This is a genomic window from Rhodococcus sp. IEGM 1409, from assembly GCF_030056735.1.
In the GTDB taxonomy this organism is placed as follows: Bacteria; Actinomycetota; Actinomycetes; order Mycobacteriales; family Mycobacteriaceae; genus Rhodococcus_F.
Genome location: NZ_JASHKN010000013.1, coordinates 15,546 through 41,517, shown reverse-complemented (window position 1 = coordinate 41,517; position 25,972 = coordinate 15,546). Strand labels below are relative to the sequence as shown.

Annotated in this window: 25 protein-coding genes and 1 riboswitch; of the genes, 17 read left to right on the top strand and 8 right to left on the bottom strand. The window is 62.0% G+C overall.

The genetic code is table 11. From position 1 onward, the window contains the following. Positions 1-138 precede the first annotated feature (138 nt). The 10 genes from QM716_RS26305 to QM716_RS26260 all read left to right on the top strand — a co-directional run bounded on the left by QM716_RS26305 (position 139) and on the right by QM716_RS26260 (position 10,022). A complete protein-coding gene (locus QM716_RS26305; RefSeq protein ID WP_283307137.1) occupies positions 139-1,005 on the top strand; it encodes an MlaE family ABC transporter permease in 867 nt (288 codons plus the stop codon). Next, positions 1,005-1,850, top strand: a complete 846-nt coding sequence (locus QM716_RS26300; protein ID WP_283307136.1) for an MlaE family ABC transporter permease — start codon at positions 1,005-1,007, stop codon at positions 1,848-1,850. The genes QM716_RS26305 and QM716_RS26300 overlap by 1 nt, the downstream gene beginning before the upstream one ends. Beyond that, positions 1,847-3,031 carry an MCE family protein gene (locus tag QM716_RS26295; protein ID WP_283307134.1) on the top strand — a complete coding sequence of 395 codons (1,185 nt, stop codon included), beginning with the start codon at positions 1,847-1,849 and terminating at the stop codon, positions 3,029-3,031. The genes QM716_RS26300 and QM716_RS26295 overlap by 4 nt, the downstream gene beginning before the upstream one ends. Continuing rightward, positions 3,028-4,053 carry an MCE family protein gene (locus QM716_RS26290; RefSeq protein WP_283307133.1) on the top strand — a complete coding sequence of 342 codons (1,026 nt, stop codon included), beginning with the start codon at positions 3,028-3,030 and terminating at the stop codon, positions 4,051-4,053. Before QM716_RS26295 ends, QM716_RS26290 begins: the two co-directional genes overlap by 4 nt. Next, complete coding sequence (locus QM716_RS26285) at positions 4,050-5,042, top strand: MCE family protein (RefSeq protein WP_283307132.1); 993 nt, start codon at positions 4,050-4,052, stop codon at positions 5,040-5,042. Before QM716_RS26290 ends, QM716_RS26285 begins: the two co-directional genes overlap by 4 nt. Positions 5,043-5,044: 2 nt before the next feature. Beyond that, positions 5,045-6,118 (top strand): MCE family protein, encoded by a 1,074-nt coding sequence (locus tag QM716_RS26280; protein WP_283307131.1) that lies wholly within the window; start codon positions 5,045-5,047, stop codon positions 6,116-6,118. Further along, positions 6,118-7,191 (top strand): MCE family protein, encoded by a 1,074-nt coding sequence (locus tag QM716_RS26275; RefSeq protein ID WP_283307130.1) that lies wholly within the window; start codon positions 6,118-6,120, stop codon positions 7,189-7,191. The genes QM716_RS26280 and QM716_RS26275 overlap by 1 nt, the downstream gene beginning before the upstream one ends. Then, complete coding sequence (locus QM716_RS26270) at positions 7,188-8,441, top strand: MlaD family protein (RefSeq protein ID WP_283307129.1); 1,254 nt, start codon at positions 7,188-7,190, stop codon at positions 8,439-8,441. Before QM716_RS26275 ends, QM716_RS26270 begins: the two co-directional genes overlap by 4 nt. Further along, complete coding sequence (locus QM716_RS26265; RefSeq protein ID WP_283307128.1) at positions 8,438-9,007, top strand: Rv1363c family protein; 570 nt, start codon at positions 8,438-8,440, stop codon at positions 9,005-9,007. Before QM716_RS26270 ends, QM716_RS26265 begins: the two co-directional genes overlap by 4 nt. A gap of 133 nt (positions 9,008-9,140) precedes the next feature. After that, the gene (locus QM716_RS26260) at positions 9,141-10,022 is read left to right on the top strand and encodes an HhH-GPD family protein (RefSeq protein ID WP_283307127.1); all 882 of its coding nucleotides are present in this window, start codon (positions 9,141-9,143) and stop codon (positions 10,020-10,022) included. Here QM716_RS26260 and QM716_RS26255 read toward each other — a convergent pair. Then, positions 10,019-11,035, bottom strand: a complete 1,017-nt coding sequence (locus QM716_RS26255) for a hypothetical protein (protein WP_283307126.1) — start codon at positions 11,033-11,035, stop codon at positions 10,019-10,021. The genes QM716_RS26260 and QM716_RS26255 overlap by 4 nt on opposite strands. Before the next feature lie 49 nt (positions 11,036-11,084). Then, positions 11,085-12,011 (bottom strand): hypothetical protein, encoded by a 927-nt coding sequence (locus QM716_RS26250; RefSeq protein WP_283307124.1) that lies wholly within the window; start codon positions 12,009-12,011, stop codon positions 11,085-11,087. 224 nt (positions 12,012-12,235) lie between these two features. On the opposite strand from QM716_RS26250, the gene QM716_RS26245 reads away from it, so the two are divergent. Further along, a complete protein-coding gene (locus QM716_RS26245) occupies positions 12,236-14,926 on the top strand; it encodes a LuxR C-terminal-related transcriptional regulator (RefSeq protein WP_283307123.1) in 2,691 nt (896 codons plus the stop codon). Between the two features lie 38 nt (positions 14,927-14,964). Continuing rightward, positions 14,965-15,390 (top strand): HIT family protein, encoded by a 426-nt coding sequence (locus QM716_RS26240; protein ID WP_283307121.1) that lies wholly within the window; start codon positions 14,965-14,967, stop codon positions 15,388-15,390. Here QM716_RS26240 and QM716_RS26235 read toward each other — a convergent pair. Then, positions 15,375-16,112 (bottom strand): alpha/beta fold hydrolase, encoded by a 738-nt coding sequence (locus QM716_RS26235; RefSeq protein WP_283307120.1) that lies wholly within the window; start codon positions 16,110-16,112, stop codon positions 15,375-15,377. The two genes, QM716_RS26240 and QM716_RS26235, sit on opposite strands and share 16 nt — an antisense overlap. Before the next feature lie 45 nt (positions 16,113-16,157). Between QM716_RS26235 and mhuD the strand changes: the two genes are divergently transcribed. The 3 genes from mhuD to QM716_RS26220 all read left to right on the top strand — a co-directional run bounded on the left by mhuD (position 16,158) and on the right by QM716_RS26220 (position 17,679). Beyond that, positions 16,158-16,466: a mycobilin-forming heme oxygenase MhuD gene (gene mhuD, locus QM716_RS26230; RefSeq protein ID WP_007726927.1), complete on the top strand. Its 309-nt coding sequence runs from the start codon at positions 16,158-16,160 to the stop codon at positions 16,464-16,466. A gap of 88 nt (positions 16,467-16,554) precedes the next feature. After that, positions 16,555-16,692: riboswitch (cobalamin riboswitch) on the top strand. Positions 16,693-16,717: 25 nt separating this feature from the next. Then, complete coding sequence (locus QM716_RS26225; protein ID WP_003945915.1) at positions 16,718-16,912, top strand: CbtB domain-containing protein; 195 nt, start codon at positions 16,718-16,720, stop codon at positions 16,910-16,912. Then, positions 16,903-17,679 carry a CbtA family protein gene (locus QM716_RS26220; RefSeq protein WP_283307119.1) on the top strand — a complete coding sequence of 259 codons (777 nt, stop codon included), beginning with the start codon at positions 16,903-16,905 and terminating at the stop codon, positions 17,677-17,679. The genes QM716_RS26225 and QM716_RS26220 overlap by 10 nt, the downstream gene beginning before the upstream one ends. A 57-nt stretch (positions 17,680-17,736) precedes the next feature. Here the strand turns inward: QM716_RS26220 and QM716_RS26215 are convergent, their stop codons facing one another. Continuing rightward, positions 17,737-19,584: a flavin-containing monooxygenase gene (locus QM716_RS26215; protein ID WP_283307118.1), complete on the bottom strand. Its 1,848-nt coding sequence runs from the start codon at positions 19,582-19,584 to the stop codon at positions 17,737-17,739. A gap of 140 nt (positions 19,585-19,724) precedes the next feature. After that, positions 19,725-20,870 (bottom strand): hypothetical protein, encoded by a 1,146-nt coding sequence (locus QM716_RS26210; protein ID WP_283307117.1) that lies wholly within the window; start codon positions 20,868-20,870, stop codon positions 19,725-19,727. A gap of 220 nt (positions 20,871-21,090) precedes the next feature. On the opposite strand from QM716_RS26210, the gene QM716_RS26205 reads away from it, so the two are divergent. Both QM716_RS26205 and QM716_RS26200 read left to right on the top strand, forming a co-directional pair. After that, positions 21,091-21,870: an acetoin reductase gene (locus tag QM716_RS26205; RefSeq protein ID WP_283307116.1), complete on the top strand. Its 780-nt coding sequence runs from the start codon at positions 21,091-21,093 to the stop codon at positions 21,868-21,870. Between the two features lie 58 nt (positions 21,871-21,928). Next, complete coding sequence (locus QM716_RS26200) at positions 21,929-23,197, top strand: GAF domain-containing protein (protein WP_283307272.1); 1,269 nt, start codon at positions 21,929-21,931, stop codon at positions 23,195-23,197. On the opposite strand, the gene QM716_RS26195 is transcribed toward QM716_RS26200, so the two are convergent. From QM716_RS26195 to QM716_RS26185, 3 genes are all read right to left on the bottom strand, one after another. After that, complete coding sequence (locus QM716_RS26195; RefSeq protein ID WP_283307115.1) at positions 23,176-23,820, bottom strand: DsbA family oxidoreductase; 645 nt, start codon at positions 23,818-23,820, stop codon at positions 23,176-23,178. The genes QM716_RS26200 and QM716_RS26195 overlap by 22 nt on opposite strands. Before the next feature lie 76 nt (positions 23,821-23,896). Continuing rightward, positions 23,897-24,550 (bottom strand): response regulator, encoded by a 654-nt coding sequence (locus QM716_RS26190; RefSeq protein ID WP_283307114.1) that lies wholly within the window; start codon positions 24,548-24,550, stop codon positions 23,897-23,899. A 61-nt stretch (positions 24,551-24,611) separates the two neighbouring features. Continuing rightward, entirely contained in the window at positions 24,612-25,967 is a 1,356-nt protein-coding gene (locus QM716_RS26185) for a sensor histidine kinase (protein WP_283307113.1), read from the bottom strand. Positions 25,968-25,972 lie beyond the last annotated feature (5 nt).

Genomic DNA, 25,972 nt, shown 5'->3' with positions numbered 1-25,972 from the left:
TGATGAAGCAGCCGAATTGGAACTTACTTCAGAGTCAGTTTCCTGATACCGTCTCCGAACGTGACCTGGAGCACTTCGAGCTTGCGAGTGTGACCGAAGAAACCCGACCAGAACGATTCGGCCGGAAAGGGGGATGGCGTGAGCACCGAAGTTGAAACAACCGGAGACGACCCCGAGGTTGGAACAACCGCAGACACAACACCCGCCTCCCCTGCCAAGACGAATATGTTCTCGAACCTGCTGTCCGAGATCGGCCTGCTGTTCACCTTTACCGTTCGCGTGTGCGTTGCTGCGGTCACGACCCTGCGACGCAGGCGCCTCGCCTGGCGTGAAGCGCTCGACCAGATGTGGTTTCTCGCCCACGTCACCTCGGTCGCGTCTGCTCTGGTGATGATTCCCCTCGGTGTGGGAGTAGCACTGCAGATCGGTGCGCTGGCAGATCAAATCGGCGCGGGTGCGTACAGCGGTGCCGTCGTCGCGTTCCTCATCATCGGACAGGCCGGACCTCTGGTGTGCGCCCTGATCATTGCGGGCGTCGGCGGTTCCGCGATCTGCGCCGACTTGGGAGCACGAACGATCCGCGAAGAAATCGACGCACTCGAAGTGCTGGGTCTACCCGTGCTCGAACGCCTGGTCGTGCCCCGCATGATCGCGATCGCCGTCGTCTGCCTCCTCCTGAATTCGATAGTCCTCGTAATCGGTTTGGGTGCAAGCCTCTTCGTTCACGTCCTGATACTCGACGGCAACGCACAGAGCTTCCTACGCAATCTCGTCCAATTCAGTCAACCCAGCGACTTCGTCGTCTCCGGTATCAAAGCCGTTGCCTTTGCTCTCATCTCGGGAATCGTGGCCTGCTACAAGGGCTTGACCGTCAAGCGTGGAGCCCAAGGCGTCGGGGATGCCGTCAACGAGACCGTGGTGCTCTCGTTTGTCCTCGTGTTTGTCGCCAACCTCGCGATCACCCAGTTCTACCCGCTGTTCGTCTCGGTGAAAGGTGCCTATTGATGCACCTTCCCATCGCACTTCGTGCCAAGCGGGTCAGTTCGCGGACCGTCGACGGATTGAGTCGACTCGGCGATCAGTTCACGTTCCACGCGCGCGTGATCACCTCGATTCCGGCAACCCTGCAGCGCTACTGGCGTGAAGTGGCCCGTCTGGTCGCACAGGTGGCATTCGGTTCGGGCACCCTGCTCGCCGGCGGCGGCAGCGTCGTCGTCATCTTCGCGATCTCGTTCTTCGCCGGTTCCCAGATCGGCCTCGAGGGCTACCGCGGGCTCAACCTCGTCGGCCTCGCTCCACTGTCGGGGGTGATGTCCGCCATCGCGAACACTCGCGAGGTCGCACCGCTCGTTGCCGCAATCACCTTGGCAGCCAAAGTCGGAACCGGATTCACCGCGCAACTCGGCGCCATGCGAATCTCCGAGGAAATCGACGCACTCGAGGTCATGGCGATTCCCTCACTGCGGTATCTGGTCACCACACGAATGATCGCTGCGCTCATCGCGGTGGTCCCGCTGTACCTCGTCGGCCTGTTTGCCTCGTACATGGCAACGGCGCTTGCGGTGATCCGGGTCAAAGGCCAGTCCGAGGGAACGTACGGGTATTACTTCAGTCTTTTCCTCTCCCCCAACGACATCTGGCTTTCCCTGATAAAAGTCATGGTGTTCGCGGTCGTGGTCACACTCGTGCACTGCTACTACGGTTACACCGCCACAGGCGGCCCCGAAGGCGTCGGACGAGCCGCCGGGCGAGCGTTGCGCACCAGCATCGTCTTCCTTGCCTTCACCGACGTCGCGATGACCATTGCGCTGTGGGGACTCAAACCTCAGGTACCCGGGTTGACCGGATGATCGTCACGGGCACCAGTCGAATTGCGCTGGCACTGAGGGGTGTACTGGCCGTTGCCGTGCTGATCGTCGCCTACGTCTTCCTCTTCAGCAGGGGCACGGACACGTTAGGTTCCACACCTCAGGTCAGCGCTGTCGTCCCCGCCGCCGCCGGTGCGCTGCGAGTCGGATCCTCGGTTCAGTACCGCGGCGTCGTCGTCGGCACGGTAGCCGACATCGAGCCTGGCACCACCGCTTCCACCGTCTCACTCGCAATCGACGAGGGTGCGTTCGAGGACATACCGTCGACAAGTCAGGTGCGGCTGATGCCCCGCAACATCTTCGGCGACTTCTTCGTAGACCTGATTCAACCCGACGGACTCTCCCGTGGCCCTGCCCTCGCGCCGGGCACGGAGTTGGTATCGGATCAGTCCGAGGTCGCGGTCCAGCTCTACCAATCGATCTCGCGGATCTACTCGCTCGTTTCTTCCCTCGACCCCGCCGACATCAACGTCGCGCTCACGGCAGTCTCGGACGCGATGAGCGGCAAGGGAAACCAGATCGGTGAATCTCTCGATTCAGTTCACCACGCGTTGGTCGGTGCGCAGCCGGTCATCGACGGGCTCGGTGACGACCTCGACGACATAGCGACCCTCGCCGACAGTCTCTCGACGAGCGCGCCGGACATGCTCGCCGCATTCGAGAACTCCATCACCACATCCAAAACCGTCGTCGACAAATCCGACGGACTAGCGGCGCTTCTGCGAGCCGGTACCAGCACGGGTTCTGCTGCTGCGACCGTGATCGGCGACAATCGTGACCGCATGATCACCGTGATCGACGACGCCGATTCCCTCACCGGCGCAATCACTTCACGACCCGACCACATCACCACCTTCTACACCGGCCTGCGCAATCTCACGATCAAACTTCCGCCGGCGTTGGCGCACGGCCCATGGCTCAGCACCGACCTGCGGCTGTCTGTCACAGATCTGTATCCGTACGGCAAAACCGACTGCCCACAATACGACGCGGCCCGCGGCCCCAACTGCCCTGCCGCCGCTGCCCCGTTCGGTGGAACCGTCGGACCGGTCGGCAGTCCCGTCGAACAGTCGCTGATCGCAGCTCTCACTCAGGGCGGTACAGCGTTGGACACTCTGGTGGCCGGGCCGGTACTTCGTGGGACGACGGTGGTGGGCGAATGAGCGTGAAGAAGTCTCTGATCAGATTCGGAGTGTTTGCCGCACTGTCGATTCTCGCCACCGTGATCGTGGTGAGCACCCTGATCAACCCCGTCTCCGGGCCGAGTTCGCAGTACCAGGCCGTCTTCGTCAATGCCTCCGGTCTGGTCACGGGCAGCGACGTACAGATCGCCGGGGTCCGAGTCGGGCGCGTCGAGAGCGTCGAGTTGGTGAACAACCAAGCCGTCGTCGGTTTCGAACTCGAATCCACACAACGCATTCCGGCCGACGGTCGAGCAGTGGTGAGGTATGCGGATCTGTTGGGGGCACGGACGATTTCGATCGAATCAGGACAGGGCGAGCGCAGACAAGGCGAACGCGCAACCGGCAACTACCTCTCCCCCGGGGCCACCATTCCGGTGGAACAGACTCAGCCGGCGATCGACCTCACCGACATCCTCGGCGGCTTCCGTCCACTGTTCGACGCACTCGACCCCGCAGAAGTCAACGAGCTTGCCGGACACGTCGTCCAGGTATTCCAAGGACAAGGTTCCACCATCGAAAGCCTGCTCGAGCGCACCGTTGCCGTCACCGAGAACTTGACGTCCCGCGACACGATCCTGGACCAGTTACTGACCAACCTCGACCGGGTACTCACCGTCACCACGACGAATCGACCCAACTTCGTCGAGATGATCAACACCCTCGACACACTGGTCGGCGGCTTGGCGCAGGACCGCCGACAGATCTCGGCGGCAGTGGATTCCGCAGGTGCCCTGACCTCTTCCCTTCAGGACTTGGTCACGCGGGTCGAACCTGACTTGGCAGGCACACTGACCTCCATCGATCAGTCAGCCCGCGCCGTCGTCGACAATCGCGACTCGCTCGCGACAGGTATCACCGCCTTCGATCAACTGTTCACTCAGTTGGGAATCGCAATGAGCTACGGCAGTTGGGCGAACATCTACATCTGCAACTTCCAACTCAGCGCATTGGGCCAATCAGTGGCACTGGGTGGTCCCGAGCGCTCGGCGGTGTGTCGATGAACTGGCTCACCGTCAAGAACCCGGTCCGCAACGGAATCATCTGCATTCTCGTCGGAGTCGGTGTCGTTCTGGCCGCACTTGTTGTCCCTCAACTGATCTTGAAGGTCAAAACCAACGAGTATCACGCCGTATTTGCCAACGCCACCGGGTTGACGCAGGACGATCCGGTCAACGTCGCAGGAGTTCCGAGCGGGGTAGTCACGTCGTTGGCGGTCAGCGGCAACTCCGTTGACGTCACTTTCCGTCTCGACGACGGCGTCAGCCTCGGCGAAGACTCGCGCGCGGACATCAAGATCTCGACTCTGCTCGGCCGACGCTCGCTCGACATCACTCCGAACGGATCGCGCTCGTTGCCCGCAGGTTCGACCATCCCCATCACGAACACCAGTGTTCCGTTCACTCTCGACGATCTCGGACGCAGCGCACAATCCACGTCGGAAAACCTTGATCTGCAACAACTGCGAAACATGCTGACCGTGGTCTCCGACAACTCACCGAACGATCCCGAACTGATCCGCCGCTCACTCGAGGGAATCGACGCACTCTCCGGGGTCGTCAACGACAACGACAATGCACTCCGCTCCCTTCTCACCGGGGCACAGCAGACCACCACAACCCTGATCGAGCAGAAGGACACTCTGCACACCCTTCTGGGAAATGCAGATCTGGTGATGGCCACGATCGCTGACCGGCGGGACGTATTGAATGCCCTCGTGCAAGACCTGAATCAGTTGAGCACCACCATTGCCCAGTTCCTCGGTGACAACCAGGCTTTGGTCGACGCGGTCATGGGAGACATCCACGATGTGACGGGAGTTCTGTCCGAGAACGAACAATCACTGACCACGCTGCTCGACAACTTCGCGCCCAGCGTCCGCTACGTCACCAACGCGACCGGAAACGGCAACTGGCTCGATCTCAACTCACCCTCCACGCTCATCCCGGACAACTGGTTGTGCGTCGTAAGGCTTGTTCAGGGGTGCCGATGACCATGACCGTCAAGAAACTCGCTGCGCTGGCCGCAATAGTGATCTGCGCGATCGGTGCGGTCCTGTTCCTCACGCGTGACGAGCACCGACTCACTCTCACTGCCGAATTCACCTCCACCGATGCCATCTTCACCGGCAACACGGTGACAATTCTGGGAGTTCCCAGCGGGAGAGTCGAGAGCGTCACGCCGGACGGGTCCCGGGTACGGGTGACACTGAGCCTGCCACCCGGAACACGCGTGCCAGCCGACGCGCAGGCCTGGGTCCTCTCTCCCTCGGTCATCAGTGACCGCACAATCGAACTCGGCCCCGGCTACGAAGACGGTGAGTTCCTCACCAACGGCGCGGTGATCCCTCTCGAACGCACTCACTCCCCTCTGACGTGGGACCAGCTCACTGCTTCGGTGAACGAACTGACGGTCGCGCTCGGCCCTGGCGCCGACGGCGGTGGGATCGGTGACCTCATCGGCGAAGGCGCCCACGCGGTGGACGGCAACGGACAAGCATTTCACGATGCCGTGCAGTCCATCTCACAGGCAAGTTCGGTGCTCGCGGGTGCAAGTCCTGACATCTCCGAGCTGGTGAAGAACCTGAACACCCTTGTGCAGTTGATCGCGGACAACCAGACCCAGGTCGATTCGCTGTCGAACTCGGTGACAGTGACCGCCCGCGCGTTCAGTGAACAACGCGAAGACATCAGCGGGGCGCTCGATTCCCTGACCACGTTGCTCGGACAGGTCGCGGCGCTACTCGCCGAACACGGCGAGACAGTCACCGCCGACCTGGGTGCGCTCGCACAGTTGACCGGAGCAGTCGCGACCAAGCAGGACCAACTGCGCGAGATCATCGAAACGGCACCAACGGGATTCGAGAACGTCGCCAACCTCGTCACCGAAGACGGCAGAGCACGCGGCCGCTTGGACATCGCCACCGATCTCTCACAGTTCGACACGACACGAGCACTGTGCGAGAAGATGCCGATTCCACTGTGCACCGGGCCGGGAATCGTCAATCCCATCGAATTTCCTTCCGCAGGCAGTTCCGAGTTGGCACGCATCCTCGGTGGAGGCAACTGATGGCGTCGAACAGGTCCGTGGCGAGCATTGTTGTGGCACTTGTCATCGCAGCACCCTTGACCGGGTGCAGTCTCAACTTCCAGCACCTCCCCCTCGGTCGCGGACTGCCAGGACAGTCGTACCCGTTGAACATGGAATTCGTCGACGCGTCACTACTTCCCGTCGGCGGCGAGGTACGGATCGGGCAGGCTGTGGTCGGCAAAGTCACCTCGATGAGCGCGGAAGCCTTTGCCGCCGTCGTACATACCGACATCGAGTCCGGCATCGAACTACCCATCGGCACCCGCGCCCGAATCGAGCTGTCCACCCCGATCGGCGATGCCTTCGTCAACCTCGAAGTTCCGGCCGATGCGACCGGCCCCGTCCTCGAACCAGGTTCCACCATCAAGCGATCGGAGACCGTGCGCGGGCCCGACGTCGCACAACTACTCGGCGCCGTCGGAACTCTGTTGAACGGCAGTGGGTTGGCTCAGGTCAAGAACATCGTCAGCGAGGCTGATCAGATTCTCGACGGCAGGGACGAGACGATCCGCGATCTGCTTGCGCGCCTCGATGGTTTTCTCGGAACCCTCGAAAACCGAAAGGAATCGATCAACTCGGCCCTGGACTCACTGAATCGGCTCAGCACTCTGATCGGTGACGAGAGCGCCACCATCGACGAAGGGTTGCGCGCACTCACCCCCGCCTTGGGTGTTGTCTCCGACCAACGACAACCACTGCTGGATCTTCTCGATGAGACCGACAGGCTCAGTACCGCAACCAATTCCGTACTCGATCAGTCGGCCGACCAGATTTCCGACATCACCGATCGACTCTCACCCATCCTCGACCAGTTCTCGGCGATGGGCCCGACACTGGGTGAGACGATGGCCAACCTGGACAACGCGAGAGTGCTCCTCGAACGCGCCAGCCCGGGTGACTACGTGAACATCGACCTCGACGTCGATCTCGAGGGAACCGTGACCGGAGTGCTCAACGAGATCATTCCCGGTGCCGCACCGCCACTGCCACCTCTGCCGGCCTCCGACCGGGACCTGCCGATCACGACACCCCTGCAAGGAGGCGCGCGATGAAGAACCGAACCGTCTATTTCGAGATCGTGGCCTTCCTCCTCATCGCGGTGATCAGCACGACGTACGTGCTCCGGCAAGTAGGTGCCGGAGATCCGTTCACCGGAACCTTCCCGGTCACCGTCGAATTGGAGAACGCGGCCGGAATTGCACCAGGTTCGGAGGTGGCCTACCGCGGAGTCACCGTCGGCGACGTCGAGTCGGTGCAGGTGGACTCCGCGCGGGACCTCGTCGTGATGACGTTGAGCATCGCCGCCGACCAACAGATCCCCGACGATTCCCATGCGGCCATCAGCCAGGACACCGCAGTTCCGGTACTGAAAGTTCAGTTGTCCTCCCAGACCGACGGCGGCCCGTACCTCGCCGAAGGTTCGGTGGTTCCGGCTGAGCGCACGTCGATCCCGGTCGCGTTGGGAACCGTCATCGCTAACTTCAACGCTGCCGCCGACACCGTCGATCCGGCAGACCTGCGGACCCTCTCGCACGAACTCGGTGAGGGACTGAACGGATCTGGTCCGGATCTGCAGGCTCTCGTCGACAACTTCGACGTACTCGCGCGCACTGTCCGAGCCGATCAACCGCAAGTCAACACACTCGTACAGAATTCGCGTTCACTCTTCGCCGCGAACGAAGACAACGTCGATGCTCTTCCCGAAGTTGCACTCACACTTCGCCAATTGACAGATCAGGTACGAAACTCCGATCCGCAACTGCGCACACTCCTCGATCGAAGCCCGAGCATCCTCGACAATCAGATACTGCCTCTCATCGAGCAGAGCCGTGAACCGTTCAGTCTGCTGTTGGCCAATTCCCTCGTCTCCACGCAGATCGTCACGGCACGGATGCCCGCCGTCGACGCCCTGTTGGTGGTGGTACCGAAAGGTTTCGAAAAGTTCGGAAGTATCGTCAAAGACGGACGCGCACAACTTGATCTGATCACTGCACTCGGGCCGGTCTGCATCTACGACACGCCCCGGCGATCGGTACAGGACACCTCACCGACCACAATCGACAAGAACCAACACTGCACCGACCAATCCGGCCGGATCCAGAACCGCGGTTCGCAGAACATCCCCACCGGAACCGGCACAATCGACGCCGGAACGATCGACGGGGTCGGTGAATACGATCCTGCCGTCGGCACGGTCGCTACGGGTGACGGAACATCGATTCGTCTGGGCCTCAACGGTGGTCAGAACACCGTTCTCGGCGACAACTCGTTTGCCGCACTACTAGTACAAGGAACGCAATGACCGAGCCATCCGAACCCCAGACACCCCAACCCCAGACACCCCAACCCCAGACACCCCAACCCCAGACACCCACAATCGTCGACAAGCCCACACGCCTTCGCAAGCAGAGCATGCTGATCGCTGCCGGCGTCCTGGTCGTCGTCGCTGCACTCGGATGGGGCACATTCGCGACCTGGCAGAAATCCGTCGACGACGACGCCCGCACGAGCGCACTGGAGAGCGGACGGCAATTCGCCACCGACCTCGCGACATACAACTTCGAGAATCTCGATCAGAATCTCTCCGTGGTGCGCGACAACTCCGTCGGTGAGTTCGCCGGCCAATACGCCCAGGTGGCAGCCAACCTGCAGAACATGATCGTGCAGTATCAAGCGACCTCGTCCGCCCAGATCATCTCAGCCGGGCTGGCGAGCAGTGACCGCGACAACGCCGAAGTACTCGTTTTCCTCGATCAAACGATCACCAACACCAACTCCCCCGATCCGAGGATCGACCGCAACCGCATGCAACTCTCGCTGGTCCGCGAAGACGGCGAGTGGAAACTGAGCAACGTGCAGTTGTTGTGATCGGGAGGCCTGCCATCAGCAAGCGGCCGTATCGGCACGCAACCGTGTCGGCGCCTGCCGATAAAGTGGCCTCCACAAGTCGACGTGTCCTTCGTCGGCCGGGAGCGCAAGTTCGAGGAGTGTGTCGGTAGCGGTGGCAGTGGAATCTTCGGTGCTGCTGAAGTGGTACTCCGATACGGCCCGTGACCTGCCGTGGCGACGTGAGGGCGTCAGTGCCTGGCAGATCTTGATGAGCGAGATCATGCTCCAGCAGACTCCGGTGGTGCGCGTTGCGCCCATCTGGGAAGAGTGGGTAGCGCGCTGGCCGGTTCCGTCGGCGATGGCAGCGTCCAGTCAGGCAGAAGTGCTTCGCGCGTGGGGCAAACTCGGTTACCCACGACGCGCGTTACGCCTCCACGAATGCGCCGGCGTCCTGGCTGCCGAGCACGGTGACGTAGTGCCAGAAGACGTCGACATCCTGCTCTCACTGCCGGGAATCGGTTCGTACACCGCCCGCGCCGTAGCGTGCTTCGCCTACGGACAGCGAGTACCGGTAGTGGACACCAACGTACGACGCGTGGTTGCGCGGGCCGTCCATGGCAATGCGGAACCTGGCAAGCCCTCCAACACGCGCGACCTCGCCGACGTCGCGGCGCTGCTGCCGAAGGCGCGAGCGCGCGCCGCCACCTACAGCGCAGCTCTCATGGAACTCGGCGCACTGATCTGCACGGCGCGGACACCGAACTGCGAAAACTGCCCGTTGCCGAACTGCGCGTGGGTCGCGTCAGGGAAACCGGCACACACCGGACCACCCAAGAAAGTGCAGAAGTTCGCCGGCACCGACCGCCAGGTACGTGGAAAATTGATGGCCGTTCTGCGCGAGAGTCACCGTCCGGTCGAACGCGCGCAACTGGACATCGTCTGGCCGACCGATCCTGGTCAGCGTGACCGAGCATTGCATTCCCTGCTGGTCGACGGACTGGTCGAGCAGACCGATGACGGCCTGTTCGCGCTGGCGGGAGAGGGTACGGCTTAACCGACTCGCATCGGGTCGCATGCTGCTGCGGGTTCGGCGGTCTGGGGTGGTGCGACTTCAGGATCCGAACGCCGAAGTGCAGCAGGAACGACGGGTACAGCCGGGTCGCAGGGCGAGAGAGTCAGAATCGGTAGGGCGGCGCCGGGCGGTGGGCCGTTGGTCGAGGTCGCCGGCTCGGCGCCGACGTTCGAGCTATCAGTGGACACCTCGCGCAACCCGTCTGGAGAGAGAGCGATCAGCAATCCCGTCAGCATGAGCAGAAGCGGCAGTACTATTGCCGCCGCCCACCGGATCCTGTTGACGGGCTGAACAGCCACGCCGGACCGAACTTCATTTCCCCTCGCAGCCGCTACCAGCGCAGCGCCTATCGCCAGTTGTGTGCGCTCGCTGAGAAACAGGACGCCGAGCCCGGCCAGTTCAGCGGCTTCGGCGGAGGGCCTCCTGGCCTCTCCATTCACAAGCGTCGCGACGAGCATCTTCGGAGCTGGGTCTTGTTCGGCGACGAGCAGATCCAAAGTCGCAGCAAATGTCGAGCTGTCTGCAAGCAACTCGGCGGTGTCGTAACGGTGCGCCGAGTCCACGACGCCGGCACTCGGATCAATCGCAGCGATCACTGTCTCACTGCCGTCCGGCCAGAATGCGAGGATCGGCGAAACACCGTTCAGTGCGTCCACGGTCCGTAGGTAGGCAAGGCGAGCGTCCAGACCGTTGACCAACTCGACTTTCTCGAAAATGCTGGAAGACAACAAATCCGGGACAAGTTCGCGCACGTCCGCACGCTCGCACATCACTCCGACGACGGTGGGGTACAGATTCGAACGCAGGGCACGGCCGGTGGCGACCTCAGCGGCGGAGGCGAGCGCGCGTGCTGACGCCTGCGCAGAGGGAACAGTCCCGTCCGCGCCCCACGGGTGACGGAACTCGTCGATCGAGCCGAGCAGGGGCGTGTCGGCATCTACGAGAGCTGTTGAAATGGAACTGTTTTCGAATGCAACGCCCAGGCTTTCACGCACTGGATCCTCCATTGACTGTTACGGGTGTTGCCATCATTGCGAAGCTGTATCAGAACGTCAGGCCACTGACCGCCATTACGCCTGGTTCCAGCACGACGTCCACCGGCGCTCGGCCGTCGACCGTAACGCGATACGCCCCCGGCAGGAGTCCGACAAACGAGAAGCGACCTTCGAACGGGTTTACCGTCCGTGCTATCGCGTGCCCGCATTGATCGATACCGTCGATCGCCACTGCCTCCGAGATTTCCGACGTCACCAGACCCGAGATCTGCCCGTTCGCCGAAACCGGATTTCCCTGGACCGTCTGACCGTCGACAGAATTCCCTTGTGGATCACATTCTCCCGGAGTGGTCGATACTCGTACGAGAACGTCGCCTGACCGCACGCGCACCGCACCGCGATCAGCAGAGACCACTGCCGCTATCGGTGGACCGTCGGCAGCTTCCCGGTTTCCCGCAGTCGTCGCCTTTCCCGCAGTCATCGTCGCAGTTCGCGTGAAGTATCGATCCGCGCCCAGATCCCCCACCAGGCACAGTAACCCGACCTCGTCGACGCCCGAGCCGTCTCCGCAGTAGTCCGGCACGGACGGCAGCGTGAAACCTCGAGGCACCGGAAGTTGCACCACCACGTCCGAGAGCGGTTTGCCTCGAACACCGATGTCGACGACGTACGTCACCGGATCACCTTCTCGGACAATGCCGTTCGATGGTCCGGAATCGAGCCCCGGGCCGTCAGTGGGATCGAAGGGCGGTGCACCGTCGATCGCCGTCAACTCGACAGTAAAGGGAGCGAACTCTCCTTCGGCTGCCAATCGAACATCCGACTGCATCGGGAGCACGCCGAGCGCAGTAGCCCCGACCACCAGAGCTCCGGTTACGACAACTACGCCGATGCCTCGCACTGCTAGGCGCCACGCACTCGGTCGGAGTCCGACCGTATCGGCCATCGACCACACCTCTGACAGACGAGTTCTCACGACGCTCCTTCGATGTCTGACTCTCGGGCCCCCAGCGGGCACTCTCGGCCGCATTTGGCGAATCCCGAGCTACGTTCAATAGAAGTCGGTCGAGGGACTCGAAAGCCAATGGTGAAGGCATGATTGTGTGGGTGAACTTCTCTCACCCAGGGTGAAGTCCCGGGTGAATTACCCGGGATGGCACGCTCTGGATTCGCACCAGCTACGCTCCTCCCTGTAGATAGATGGATCGAGACAATTCGCCCAAAATCTCCATTTACCGCCGGGCGCGCAAGCAGAAGGGGTCCGCGTTGATGTTCGGGATGGACGGCCACGACTGGGCAGCTATTCCCGAAAGACGCACGATCGCCGTGTCGATTCCCCGGCAGGCTCTGTTCGCGAAACTCGACCGCCGCGCCGCTCTGACCATCGTCCGCGCACCGAACGGCTACGGAAAATCGTCGTTGATCGCGTCGTGGCTACGCGCCAATCTGGCGTCCGAACGAATTCTGGTGTGGGTCTCGGCGCCACCTCCTTCATCGACACTCGCAACCTTCTGGGCACTGGTCCTGGAGAGAATTCACGCCGCCGGGATAGCATTACCCGACGCCGGTGATCTCGCCGATCCTTTCACCGCGATCACCAAATCCTTGAACGATCTGCCCCACCCCGTGCTGCTCGTTTTGACAAGGCCGGATCTGGTACCGGAACCGGAGTTGGACAATCAATTGATCGAACTCCTCACTCGCTGCCACAATCTTGACCTAGTAGTGACGCTCTCAGGCTTCGGCATGTTCTCCGAGCCGTACCTTCTCGACACAGATCATGAGGTCGTCGGCGCGGGCGAGTTGTTGTTCACGACAGCCGATACCGCCCACCTCCTGGAACAGACAGACGCCCATAGGGCTGCGGGTGATGCAGAGAGAATCACATCTTTGACTGGTGGGCTTCCCGCGCTGGTCCGCGCCGCCGTTGCCGCAGTCGAAAAGGTCCCAGGCGGCGACAACCGCCGGCAGGTCATCGAAGAGAACATCGCGATGGCGATAGACGACTACGTCACGGGTTCCGTCCTCGCCATCGCCAAGCGCGTGAAGCAACACGAGTTCCTGCTCGCGACCGCCTTTGCTCGATCGATCACCGTCGACATCGCCGCAGTCCTGTTCGAGTCCCGGCACCATGATGCCGCAGAGACCGTTCGTGAAATTCGGGCGCGACTGGTGACCCTGGAGACTGCCGGATTGCTGTCGCGCGTGGAAAGCGAGGCCGACGAAACCTGGGAATTGTCACCAGCCATTCGGCAATCATTACTCACGCGCCACACCCGCACTGGAATCGAACCTTCGCAACATCTTTCATTCCTTGCCCTCAATCGACTCGACGTCGGTCATCACGCGTCGGCGTTGGACTACGCGATCGAGGCACAGAATTGGACGCTGGCAGTAGACATCGTCGAACAACATTGGGTGACGATGATCGTGAGCAGCTTGGACACGGTTCGCTCTGCACTTCAACGGATTCCGGTGGAAGCTGCCGACAAACACTCCGCTGTCCAAGCCGGCCGCGCCCTGTTCACCATGCATCCGGGCAAGCGCGCGGGTGTAGTCGACTCGCTGCCCGAATCGCCCGCCGAACTGTGGAAACTCGGCGCCGAGGCCGGAGCGAAAGACGCCCTGAGCATCGGCTGCGTCCAATCGATCATGCTCAGGATGGCTGGCGAGTACGGACTCGCGGCAGAGACCACCAGGCGCCTGTCTCACGTCAGTCGTAGTGCGCTGGAGAACAACCCGGAATCCGTCAGCGCACAGCTCCCCCTCATGCGACTTCAATGGGCGATCAATTTTCAATTGAGCGGTAGGCTCACCGAATCCACGATCAAAGCTCGAATGGCCTACCACGGCGCGCTGTCTCGAGGAGTCGACTTCATCGCTCGCAACTCCGCGGGCAGTGCCGCACTGAACTGGGCGCTGGCAGGTGAGCCGCGACAGGCCACACACTGGTTCGAACTCGAGCAGAAGCATCCGGACCCCGGAGGTTGGCTCGAACCCGTGGTCAAGATCGCCGGCTTGACGGCACGGGCTCTCACCGCTCTCGACACGCTCGACTTCGATGACGCACGTATCGCATTGACCGAACTCGGCGTTCCGTCCGACACCGAGGAACTGTGGGCGTTCGTCGTCTATGCGCACAGCCAATTCGCCCTGGCTCAGGGCACTGCATCTTCCGCTCTGTCGTTGCTCCACAATGCGATTGAAGCGCATTCCATGCAGTACACGGACACGTCTTTCGCGCTTCCTCTGTTGCAATCCGCCGAGATCGACCTCCTGCTTGCACTCGGCGAGGGAAACAAGGCAGCAGCGCTGGCCAACGAGATCACCGATCCTGCAGCCAACCCGTGGACGCTCGCGTCGGTGGCACGTTTACGCCAGCGGATCGGCCAGAACGAAGCCGCCGTGGCGCTGTGTCACCAGTTCGACTGGTCTGGCGAATCGTATCCACGCGCACAGATGGAATCGCTTCTGGTGCAGGCGGTTGCACACTCCGAAATGGGTGAGCCACGCCTCGCCGCTCAGGAATGGTCCAGAGCGTGCAGTATCGCCGACCAAACCGGACTTCTGCGTTCGTTCGCGACCATCGCATCGGCGAACGTCGAGAAACTCGAATCGATGGCGAAGTCGAATTCGCGAGTACTCGCCGAGTTCGCGAAAATTCCTCGAGCTGAATCATTTCCGGAGTTCGTGCACATCGTGGAGCTGACCGAACGCGAACAGAAGGTCCTCTCACTCCTGGCACTCGGAATGGGGTCGGCCGCGATGGCGGACAAACTGTACGTGTCCGTCAACACCGTCAAGACTCAACTACGCACTCTCTACAAGAAGCTCGACGTACACAATCGAAACGAAGCGGTCACGAAGGCACGTCAACTGCGCCTGCTGTAGTCCCGGGTCGGATCTGATTCGGACTACATTCTGTAGACATGAGCACCGATACCTGCGTCTTCTGCAAGATCGTCGCACTGACCGAGCCGGCGATTCTCGTTCACGAGAGCGAGACGACTCTCGCATTTCTCGACGCCCGACCGGTGAGTCGCGGACACACTCTGGTGGTCCCCAAGCGTCATGCAGAAAACCTCGATGCTCTCGAAAGCCATGAGGGCGCAGAGATGTTCCGCGTCGGAACGCTCATCGCCCGTGCTCTACGCCGCTGCGACATCGCCGCAGACGGCGTCAACTTCCTGGTCAACGACGGTCGCGCCGCGGGCCAGACCGTGTTCCACTCGCACCTGCACGTCGTCCCCCGCCATCGCGGCGACAAGGCGAAGTTCGCTGCCGGACTTCTGGCCAGACGAGCCGTCGAACTGGAGCAGGTGGGCTCGTCGATCCGCAGTCAGCTCACCATCTGAAGGAATTCCGTCACGACGTCGCGGTAACGCTGCGGTTGATCGTCGTGAACCAGGTGACCTGCGTCGGCAATACGTACGTACCGGGTCTTCGGCCGCTCGGCCATCTCTCGCATCTGTCCTTCGGGGGTGATCGTGAACTCCCCCTCGATCAGCAATGTCGGTGCCTCGATGGCCTTCCACTGATCCCAGAAGTGTCGCGTGCCCCACTCCTCCGAGATATCGCGGAAGGTCGACACGTCACCGTGCAAGTACCACCCGTCATCGCGGTGGTCGAAGGAATCGAGAAAGTACTGGCCGGCGACGGGGCCGAAGAATTCCTTCATCGCATCCTCGGTAGCGAACGGTTGCGGCCACGCCGAAATCATCTGCGCCCAATCCGCTGCGGTGCGTCCGCGAAAGTCCGGGGCCATGTCTTCGAGGACCAGCGCACACACCTTTTCGGGATGCGCAGCGGCGAAGCACCACGCGTGCAGAGCCCCCATCGAATGACCGATCACGATCATCGGACCTTCGATGGAAGTAACGGCTGATGTCAGGTCCTCGACGAATGCCTCGGTAGTCAGCTCTGACGGCGCCGGCCTGCCGTGACCGGCGGCGTCGAAGGTGTAGACGTGGCCGAACTCGCGGATCCACGGCACATGGCGACTCCACGTTCGGGAGCTGCCCATGAGGCCGTGCAACAACAGAATCGGTTGTCCCGTTCCACCTTCGTCATGCAACACGAGTGTCACGGTACGCGGTGAAGGTACGCGGGTAATGTCGCTTGCATGGCAGTCGTGAAGATCAATGCAATCGAGGTCCCCGAGGGCGCCGGCCCCGAACTGGAGAAGCGCTTCGCAGCACGCGCTCATGCAGTCGAGAACTCCCCGGGTTTCCTCGGATTCCAGCTCCTCCGCCCCACCGCCGGCGAGAGCCGGTACTTCGTGGTGACGCAGTGGGAGTCCGAGCAGGCGTTCGCCGATTGGCGTGACGGCCCGGCCCGCGAAGCACACTCCGGCGAACGCGCGAAGCCCGTCGCTTCGGGTGCGTCGTTGCTCGAATTCGAAGTTGTCCTGGACGTAGCCGCCAAGAGTTGATCGCGAACGATTGTGCTCGCTCGTGCGGGCACAATCGACGGTCATATCGGCTTCACGCGTTGACAGGGAGCGGGCGGTAGTGCAAAAGTTCGCTTGTAAACGCGATGGTCCGACAGGAATCCGGTGCAAGCCCGGAGCGGTCGCGCCACTGTAATTCGAGGTGAAGTGCCTTTTCGGTACTACTATTTCGACAGCCAGACACTTCGGCCATCGCATGGACCTAGGGGACGCGAAAATCCCAGGAGGCTTCGATGGCTCTCGCCTATTCTCCCGATACGTCGATCGATTCGACTCGTCTTGCTTTCCTCGCCGCTGCAGTAGTTCTGTTCGCGATGCTGGCTCTCTACCTGGTCGGGTTCGATCAGGGCGCGATCTCTCGCACCGGAATGTACATGCATGAATTGATGCACGACGGACGCCACTTGATGGGCTTGCCGTGCCACTAGTCGATAATTTCACGAAGCTTCTCATTCGTGGATTGTTGGCTGGTTTGATCGCGGGCATTCTTGCCGGCGGTGTTGCATTCGTGCTGGGTGAACCGCACGTCAACGCTGCCATTGCGATCGAAGAAGCCGACGGTGCCGTTGGGGAAAATGCCGGCGAAGCCGCCGGGCATTCACACGGCGACGAAGAAGAACCACTGGTGAGCCGCGACGGGCAGCGCGCCGGGCTGTTCCTGGCCACAGCGCTGGCCGGACTCGCACTCGGCGCGATATTCTCGGTTGTCGCCAACTACGCGCGACGACTCACCGGAATGTCCGGGCCGTTGTTGGCGATCACCATCGCCGTCGGCGGCTGGCTGGCCATCGAGGCTGTGCCGTTCTTCAAGTACCCGGCCAATCCGCCGGCCGTCGGCGACCCGGACACCATCAACCAGCGGACGCTGCTGTGGCTGGCCGCCGTGATTCTCGGGCTGCTGTCCGTTACCGCAGCGGCAGCGGCGGCAAAGGCAGTTTCCGGACACGAGTTCCTCAGTGTGCGCATCGCTGCTCCGGTAGCTGCGTTCCTGGTGATCGCCGCGATCGGTTACGTCTCGCTTCCCGGCATCAACGAGGTGGGCGAGGACTTCCCGGCAACTCTGCTGTGGGAGTTCCGACTTTCCTCGCTCGCTACGCAGGCGACGCTTTGGCTCGTACTCGGATTGGCATTTGCCTTTCTCACCGAGCGCGCGACCAAGAACGCCGACGTGGCAAAGAAGTACGCCCTTCGCTGAACCTGCTGTGCGCCTTTATTGACCTCCCGCGGTTGACAAAGGCGCACAGCAGTTTTTTCAGCTCAGATGATGCACTTCCTGCAGCCCGTACACCGGCGTCGGAATGCCCTCGTATCGTGCCTTCAACTGCAGGGCGAGGTACAGCGAGTAGTGCCGCGACTGGTGCAGATTACCGCCGTGGAACCAGAGCGCTTCCTGCTGCGTCGGCTTCCACATGTTGCGCTGCTCGCCTTCCCACGGTCCCGGATCCTTGGTCGTGTTCGAACCGAGGCCCCACACCTTGCCGACCTTGTCCGCGGTGTCCTGACCGATCAGATCCGCCACCCAGCCGTTCATCGAGCCGTAGCCGGTCGCGTAGACCACCACGTCGGCAGGTAGTTCCGTACCGTCTTCGAGGATCACGCTGTTCTCGGTCAGCTCACGAATGTTGCCGTGCGCGAGCTTGATGTCCCCGTTGGCAACCAGTTCGGCCGCACCGACGTCGATGTAATAACCCGAGCCGCGTCGTAGGTACTTCATGAACAGACCCGAACCGTCGTCGCCCCAGTCGTGCTCGAAGCCCGCCTTCTCGAGGCGATCGTAGAAATCCTTGTCGCGCTCACGGATTGCGTCGTACACCGGGATCTGGAACTCGTGCATGATCCGGTAAGGCAGCGAACCGAACGTGAGGTCCGCCTTGTGCGTCGTCATGCCGGCGGCCAGGGCGCGCTCCGAATACAGATCGCCCAGGCCCAGATCCATCAGCGAATCCGACTTCACGATGTGCGTCGAGCTGCGCTGCACCATCGTGACGTCGATGCCGTTCTCCCACAGTGCTCCGCAGATGTCGTGCGAAGAATTGTTGGCCCCGATCACCACGACCTTCTTGCCCACGTACTGATCCGGGCCGGGGTGCTTGCTCGAGTGGTGCTGATCCCCGAGGAACTTGTCCTGGCCGCGGAACGTCGGAACGTTGGCCTTGCCGGACATACCGGTCGCCATCACCAACTGCTTGGGACGCAAGGTCAGCTTCTCGCCGTTGCGGTTGACCTCGACGGTCCATTCCTGCGTCTTCTCGTCGAACGACGCGGAGGTGCAGGTCGTGGAACTCCAGTACGGAACCTCCATGACCTTGGTGTACATCTCGAGCCAGTCACCGATCTTGTCCTTGGGCGCGAACACCGGCCAGTTGTCGGGGAAAGGCATGTAAGGGAGATGGTCGTACCAGACCGGATCGTGCAGGCACAGGGACTTGTAGCGTCCGCGCCACTGATCGCCGGGTCGCTCGTGGCTGTCGATCACGATGGCCGGCACTCCGAGCTGACGCATCCGGGCGCCGAGCGCGATACCGCCCTGGCCGCCGCCGACGATCACAACGTAAGGCTGTGTGGTGTAACCGAGTTCGCGGTCCTCGATCTCTTTCTGCTCGGCCCACGTGACGCGGTTCGGATCGGCACCGTGCTTCGCTCCACGCGGCCGGCGAGTGCCCTTACCTTCTTCGTGCCCTTTCAACTCCTGCAACGACGTCAGCAGGGTCCAGGCGACAGGCTGGCCGAGTTCGTCCTTGAGACGAAGGTGCCCGTGCGCGCGACCGGTCGCGGTCTCGAATTCGATCCAGGCCGACGTGACGCCGTCGGCTTCGTCGGGTGTCTCGGTGGTCCGAAATCCCGAAGGATCGGTGTCGTCGAGCCGTTCGGAGAGCATGTCGGCGATCTGCTCGCGACCTTCGACGGTCTTGATGTTCCAGGTGAACGAGACCAAGTCTCGCCAGAAGCTGTCGAGCGCGAATTTGCCTGCAACACGCTCGATGTCACGAGCGGCGAGTGCCGACTCGAAATCCGCCAGCCAGGCGTCGACGCGCTCCTGAGGTGTCACCGCCGTCAGCTTCACCTCGGGGGCGACTGCGGAATCGATGGTTTGCGTCATCACTTCTCCTTGTTTGTGAATGTGACACACAGCACAACTCATAAGTGGCCCCGGTCACAAGCGTTGCAGTCTGTTGCAATTCGTGGGCACGGTGCTGCCGCCCGATACCGGTTGCCCGCACCATCGTGCAGGCAACCGGGTCACCCCTCGGCAGGCTTCAATTTCCCGAGTCCCAGCGAGTGAAATCCCACGACGTAGAACAACGTCCACAGCACGGCCCAGTCCACGAAACCCAGTGCATTGCCGTGTAATCCGTCAACGACTGCCGGTTCGTGAAGAATGTGCTCAGCCGCAAAGTGGTAGTAGAACAAGAAGGTCACCACCGCCAGCGCAAACGTGAGCAGCGCGCGGATCGCCAGGTTGACCCCGTCCGCGAAACCCGTCGGCTTGTTACCGAAGGCGTTGGCCCAGAAAATCATCCAGAAGGCCCAACACACACCGAGCTGGGCAGGGAACTGATGGACCACCCCTCCCAGCTCGGCAACGGCATCGCTTCCCAACAGCGCCTTCACGACCGGCAGTGCCACGAAGTACAAGCCTGTTCCCACGGCGAAGTTGCCGACCGTGGCTGCGAGTGCCGTCTTTCCGCGGCCGCCGAACAGTCGCCACGGCCAATTGTCGAGCGTCTGGCCTGTCAGGATCACGACCACCACAACGCAGTAGAACCAACCGAGTACGGTGTCGACGGTCATCAACGGTTCGGTGGCAGAGACCGACACGGACGGCAGGCCGAAGACGAAGTACAGCGCCAGCGTCGGGACGGCGACAAACGCGATCTCACACAACCCCACCAGCGGCTGCTTCATCCCTAGCGAAGTCCACGGCCAATGCTGCCAGTTCAGGACCACCATCACCCAGGTCCCGAAGCCGAAGAGCACGAACAATGCACCCGCGAAATAGCCGAGGCCGCCCTCACGATCGGCCGCGAAATCCGGGTACAAGCTCCCCAAACCTTTCGCCAGGAGCCACGTCACCACGACGGCGAAGACCGCGGTCGCGACCATGATCGCCAGGCCCTTCGCCGGCTGCGGAAGTCGATCGAATCCGGCGAACTCGCAGTTGAAGCCGATGAACACCACAAAGAGGATCGCCCAGAAAAGCGCCGCGTTGAACGGCAAAGGGTAGAAATTCCACGGACTGGTGGTCGGATCGGCCAAAAGGTACCAACTCGCCACGGCCAGCACGAGAACGATCACAAGGTTGGCGATCCCGAACCCGATCCAGCGGCGTGACGACTGCCGGCTCGGCGTCGCCGGTTCTGTGGGTGTGTCGACTGTAGCGGTCATGTTCCCTCTCCCAGATTGTCTCGCAAGATGATTCGCGAAGTGGTGGCGCAACTATGAAGCTGCCGCGCGGGGCACCGGGAGGGTTGCCGAGGGTTGCAATCGCTGTCCGATTTTCCGGAATTGCAACACGGTGCAACCCTTCCGCATTGTGGTCGCCGTCACATACAAATCACTCACCGGTTCCCAGGCAACCGGTTCACTGCTTACGAGGAGAAACTGCATGAGCATCACGGGCAAGGTAGTACTGGTCACCGGCGCCGGCCAAGGCATCGGACGCGGAATCGCACTCCGCCTCGCCCACGACGGCGCCGACATCGCGTTGGTCGACCTCGACCAGACCAAGCTGGATGCGGTTGCCGACGAGATTCGACAGATCGGGCGTCGCACAACCACGTTTGTCGCCGATGTCAGCGATCGAGCGCAGGTCAACGCAGCCGTCGAACACGCACACAAGGATTTGGGCGGATTCGACGTCATCGTCAACAACGCGGGAATCGCTCTCGTCGGCCCGATCTCCGACGCGACGCCGGAAGAGGTCTCCAAGATCTGGAGCGTCAACGTCGACGGTGTCTTGTGGGGAATTCAGGCTGCAGCAGCAAAGTTCCAGGCGCTGGGTCAACGCGGAAAGATCATCAACGCGTCGTCCATCGCCGGCCACGACGGATTCGCCATGCTAGGTGTCTACAGCGCAACAAAATTCGCCGTCAGGGCCCTCACGCAAGCCGCGGCCAAGGAATACGCATCCGACGGAATCACCGTCAACGCGTACTGCCCCGGTGTTGTGGGAACCGACATGTGGGTGACGATCGACAAGAGGTTCGCCGAGTTGACCGGTGCGCCGGAGGGCGCCACCTACGAGAAGTTCGTCGGCGGAATTGCGCTGGGTCGCGCTGAAACCCCGGACGACGTGGCCGGATTCGTCTCGTACCTCGCCGGGCCCGATTCCGACTACATGACCGGGCAGGCCGGCCTGATCGACGGCGGCCTCGTCTACCGCTGAAGCGGTGTCTTCACTGAAAGCGGTGTCTTCGCTGAAAAAGCGGTTGCCCGAGCCCGCGATGCCGCCCGGCGAGGATCCTCGCGACTACGCGAGGACCCTCGCCGCGGTCTACGACGCGACGATGGCCGGAGACCGCGCACCGGCCCGCCCCAGGGACGTGGTGCGCCAATCGTGGCAGCGCCTGCGCGAACTCGGTATCGACCCCGAGCACAACCGGGTCGAACCGTCCATGGACGTAGCCGAACTCGATCTCCGTCGCCGTGAGTCCGGACTGTACGACGTGCTCGACGACGTCACGCGCGGACTCGACTCGGTCACCGCAAGCGGCGAGAACATCATGGTCGTCGCGAATCTTCGCGGAACTGTGCTGTGGCGCAGCGGGTCCCATCGCGTACTGGACCAGGCTGCGAGGCTTGGGTTTGTCGAAGGTGCGAACTGGGCCGAGGACAGCGTCGGCACCAATGCCATCGGAACCGCGCTGGTGTCACGTCAGGCGGTTCAGATCTTCTCGGCGGAACACTATGCGCGTAGCCATCATCCGTGGACATGCGCGGGCGCACCCATCCGCGATCCGCGGGACGACCGTGTCATCGGCGTAGTCGACATCAGTGGTCCCGCCAAGACCGTCCATCCCACCACACTGGCTCTGGTCGACGCCGTCGCACGTCTTGCCCAATCACACCTGCGCGACAAGCATCGGGACCATCTCGATCAATTACGTTCTGTTGCAGGGCCGATGCTTGCACGTAGCGGATCACCTGCATTGGTGATCGATACTCATGGCTGGGTAGCGGCGGTCGACGCGCTACCCCATCGCTCGCGCGTGCTGCTCCCCGCAGCTTTGGCTCCCGGCAGAACGTGGTTCCCCGCCCTGGGCCTGTGCGAACTGGATCCGCTTCCCGGCGGGTGGCTGGTTCGGCCGATCACCACCGGCGAGAAAATCACCGCTCCCACGGTGCATATCGATCTGCGCGATTCCGAGAACATGTCGGTGACCGTCACGTCGGGGTTGGGCGGATGGGTGTACTCCCCGACCCAGCGGCATGCGGAGATTCTGTTCCTCCTCGGATCCGAGAGGCGCGGACTGACTGCATCTCGCTTGGCACAGGATCTGTTCGGCGACCCGGCCCGCACGGTGACCGCGCGGGCCGAGATGTCGCGCTTGCGCAAGAACCTTGCCGGAGTTGTTGCAGCGCAGCCGTACCGGTTCGTCGACGCAGCGCAGGTCATGCTTTCCTGCCCCGACGACGGCGCACATCTGTTGCCGTTCTCGAACGCGCCGGCAGTTCGTGCCGCTCGCCTGCGTCAGGCCGGTTCGGAGGCCTGAGTAAGCAACTGCAAGAACACCTCTTCGGGCTGAGCGCCGGATACTGCGACCGCACGGTTGGCGACGAAGAACGGAACACCGCTGACCTGGAGTTGGCGAGCCATGGACAGATCCTCGCGTACCGCCTCGGCGGCGGCATCGGAGTCGAGTTGCTCGCGCACGACATCGGCGTCGAGGCCGACGCTCACGGCCAGCTCGACCAGCACTTCACGGTCGTCGATTACCTTGCCGTCGCTGAAGTGAGCCTTGAACAGCGCTTCGAGCAGTTCGTTCTGCCGCTCGCCCGCGAGATGCAGCAACCTGTGTGCATCAAAGGTATTGGCGGCGATCACGGTTTCGAAGTCCAAGGTCAACCCGACCTCGACTGCCGTCGCGCTGACGTGGGCAAACATCTGACGTACCTGATCAGGCGCCATACCCTTCATCTCGACCAGGGCGTCGAGTTCAGTGCGTCCCTCTCCCACCGGAGTCTCCGGAGCGAGCTGGTACGAGCGCCAGATGACGTTGACGCGGTCCTTGTTCTCGAAACGATCCAGAGCCGAGAGGAACCTGGTCTTTCCGATGTAGCACCACGGACAAGCAACGTCCGACCACACTTCGATGGTCACGTCTTGGTCAATCACGATTTGATCAGTCACCGAAGGTGCAACAACAAACAGGGGCAGAATTAGTCCCGAGTCACGTGACTGGGCCACAGAGTCACGTGACTAGGCCACACCGGAACGCGATCAACGACGCACTCACGCGGTTGGGCACACCGAGCTTGGCGAACAGCGAAGAAATATGCGTCTTGACGGTGGTCTCACCGAGATACAGCCGCTCCGCGATGACGCTGTTGGCCGCGCCCGTCGCCAGGATCGTCAGCACTTCACGCTCGCGTTCGGTGAGCGAAGCGAGCGGAGTCAGGTCGGGTGCCTGCCTACGCGGCGACGAGGCCACGATGGCGCGTAGAGAATCGGAGCTGAACAACGAGTGGTCCGACGCCACCACCCGTACTGCCTGCTGGAACGCCTGCGGGGCTGCATCCTTGCTCAGGAAACTGTGTGCGCCCGCCTCGACTGCCTGCACGACCATGTCGTCGACGTCGAAGGCAGTCATCGCGATGACCTTCGGCGGATTGCTCATCGACATCAATTCTCGGGTGGCCTCCAAGCCGCCGACCCGTGCCATTTTCAGATCCATCAGCACCACGTGGGGACGAAAACGCGTGACCTTGGCGGCGACCTGATCGCCGTCCTCGGCCTCCGCAACCACCACGATGTCCGGTGCTGCTTCCAGGATGTCCTTCATCCCGCGCCGAACCCAGGCGTCGTTGTCGACGATCAAAACTGTGATGCGCGAGTCAGCGTCCATAGTGCGCTCAGATTACCCAGTGCCCCCGACAGTTCGGCATAAGACGGAGCCGGTAGGCATGCTACGACGACCAGGGCACCCAGCAACTGACCAGGAAATCGTCCCCCAGCGCGCCTGCCTCGACCTTGCCGCCGATCTCTCGCGCCTGTTCGGCCAGCCCGCGTAGACCTGACCGCGAACCGATCGACGTCATGGGTGCAAGCTCACTGAGCTTGTTGCGTGCCAGGATGTGAATTCCGTCGTGCGGCGACCCGGTGACGGAAATGACGAGCATCTGATCGCTCGCGTATTTCTGGACGTTTGTCAGCGATTCCTGAACGACGCGATAACAGACGTGCCCCGCCAACATTCCGACATCACCCGGGAGCAACTCCGATTCGAGACGGCAGTGAATGCCGGCGGCGCGTGCACCGTTGACCAGATCGCCGATCGCGTCGATCCCCTGATGCCCGCCGTGTTCGCGACGGTCACCGCTCCCCCTGAGCACTCCGACGATTCCCTTCAATTCGTCCAAAGCCTCGTGCGCGGTGGTTCTGATCATCGCAGCGGTGTTGACGACCTTCTCGGGATTGTCTGCAGCGCTGACCTGTAACCCACCGGCGAACAACGAAATCCGGCTCAGACTGGCCGCGATCGTGTCGTGCATGTCTCGAGCGATCCGCGTTCGCTCTTCGGTCCGAATCATCTCGTCGCGCATCACGTCTGTTTTTTCGGTGGCCAGATCCCGTACGTGCTCGGCCTCGACGAGTTCGGTTCTGGTCCGAATCAGGAGCGAGAGCGCCACGACGATGCCGACCATGACGGCCGCGACGAGCCACGGGATCCAGATGGCGACGTCGTATTGAACGACCGCCGAACCGTCCTTGGGTTTCGCGGTGCCCATCGTGAGAACGGAGTACTCACGATTTCGAAAAGCGTCGTAGGTCAACGAAATTCCGCAGACGACGAAAACAGCTGCTGCAGCGGCTGCAAGCCGAGGCCCACGCGCGATCCGAGCAACGGCGAACAACGCAATGAGCGCCGCCGTCGCATCAGTGGGGAAGAACGCCGGGCCGACCAGCGTGATCGCCAGAACTACCCAGGGATATTGATGGCGCCAGACAAGCGATATCCCACCGGCCACACCCAGGACGAACCCGATCCCGACCAGCACCGGTGGCATATTGCCCGACGCGCCGGCGATGCCCACCGTCATGATCGAGCAGAAGATGCTGAACGCGACGGCGGCGGTAGTCCACACGCGTCGTTGCACAACAGTTCCTTTGGTGGTGATCACCGAGCAAGCGTATCGACCGCCACCGACGCCTCGAATCAGCCGAACGGGTGGACGAACAGTCAAGCTCCGACCGAAAGGATGAGGCTCCCCGATCTTTCGACTGAAGCGGTGAGCGGTCCCCACATCGTTGACTTGTGCCATACCAA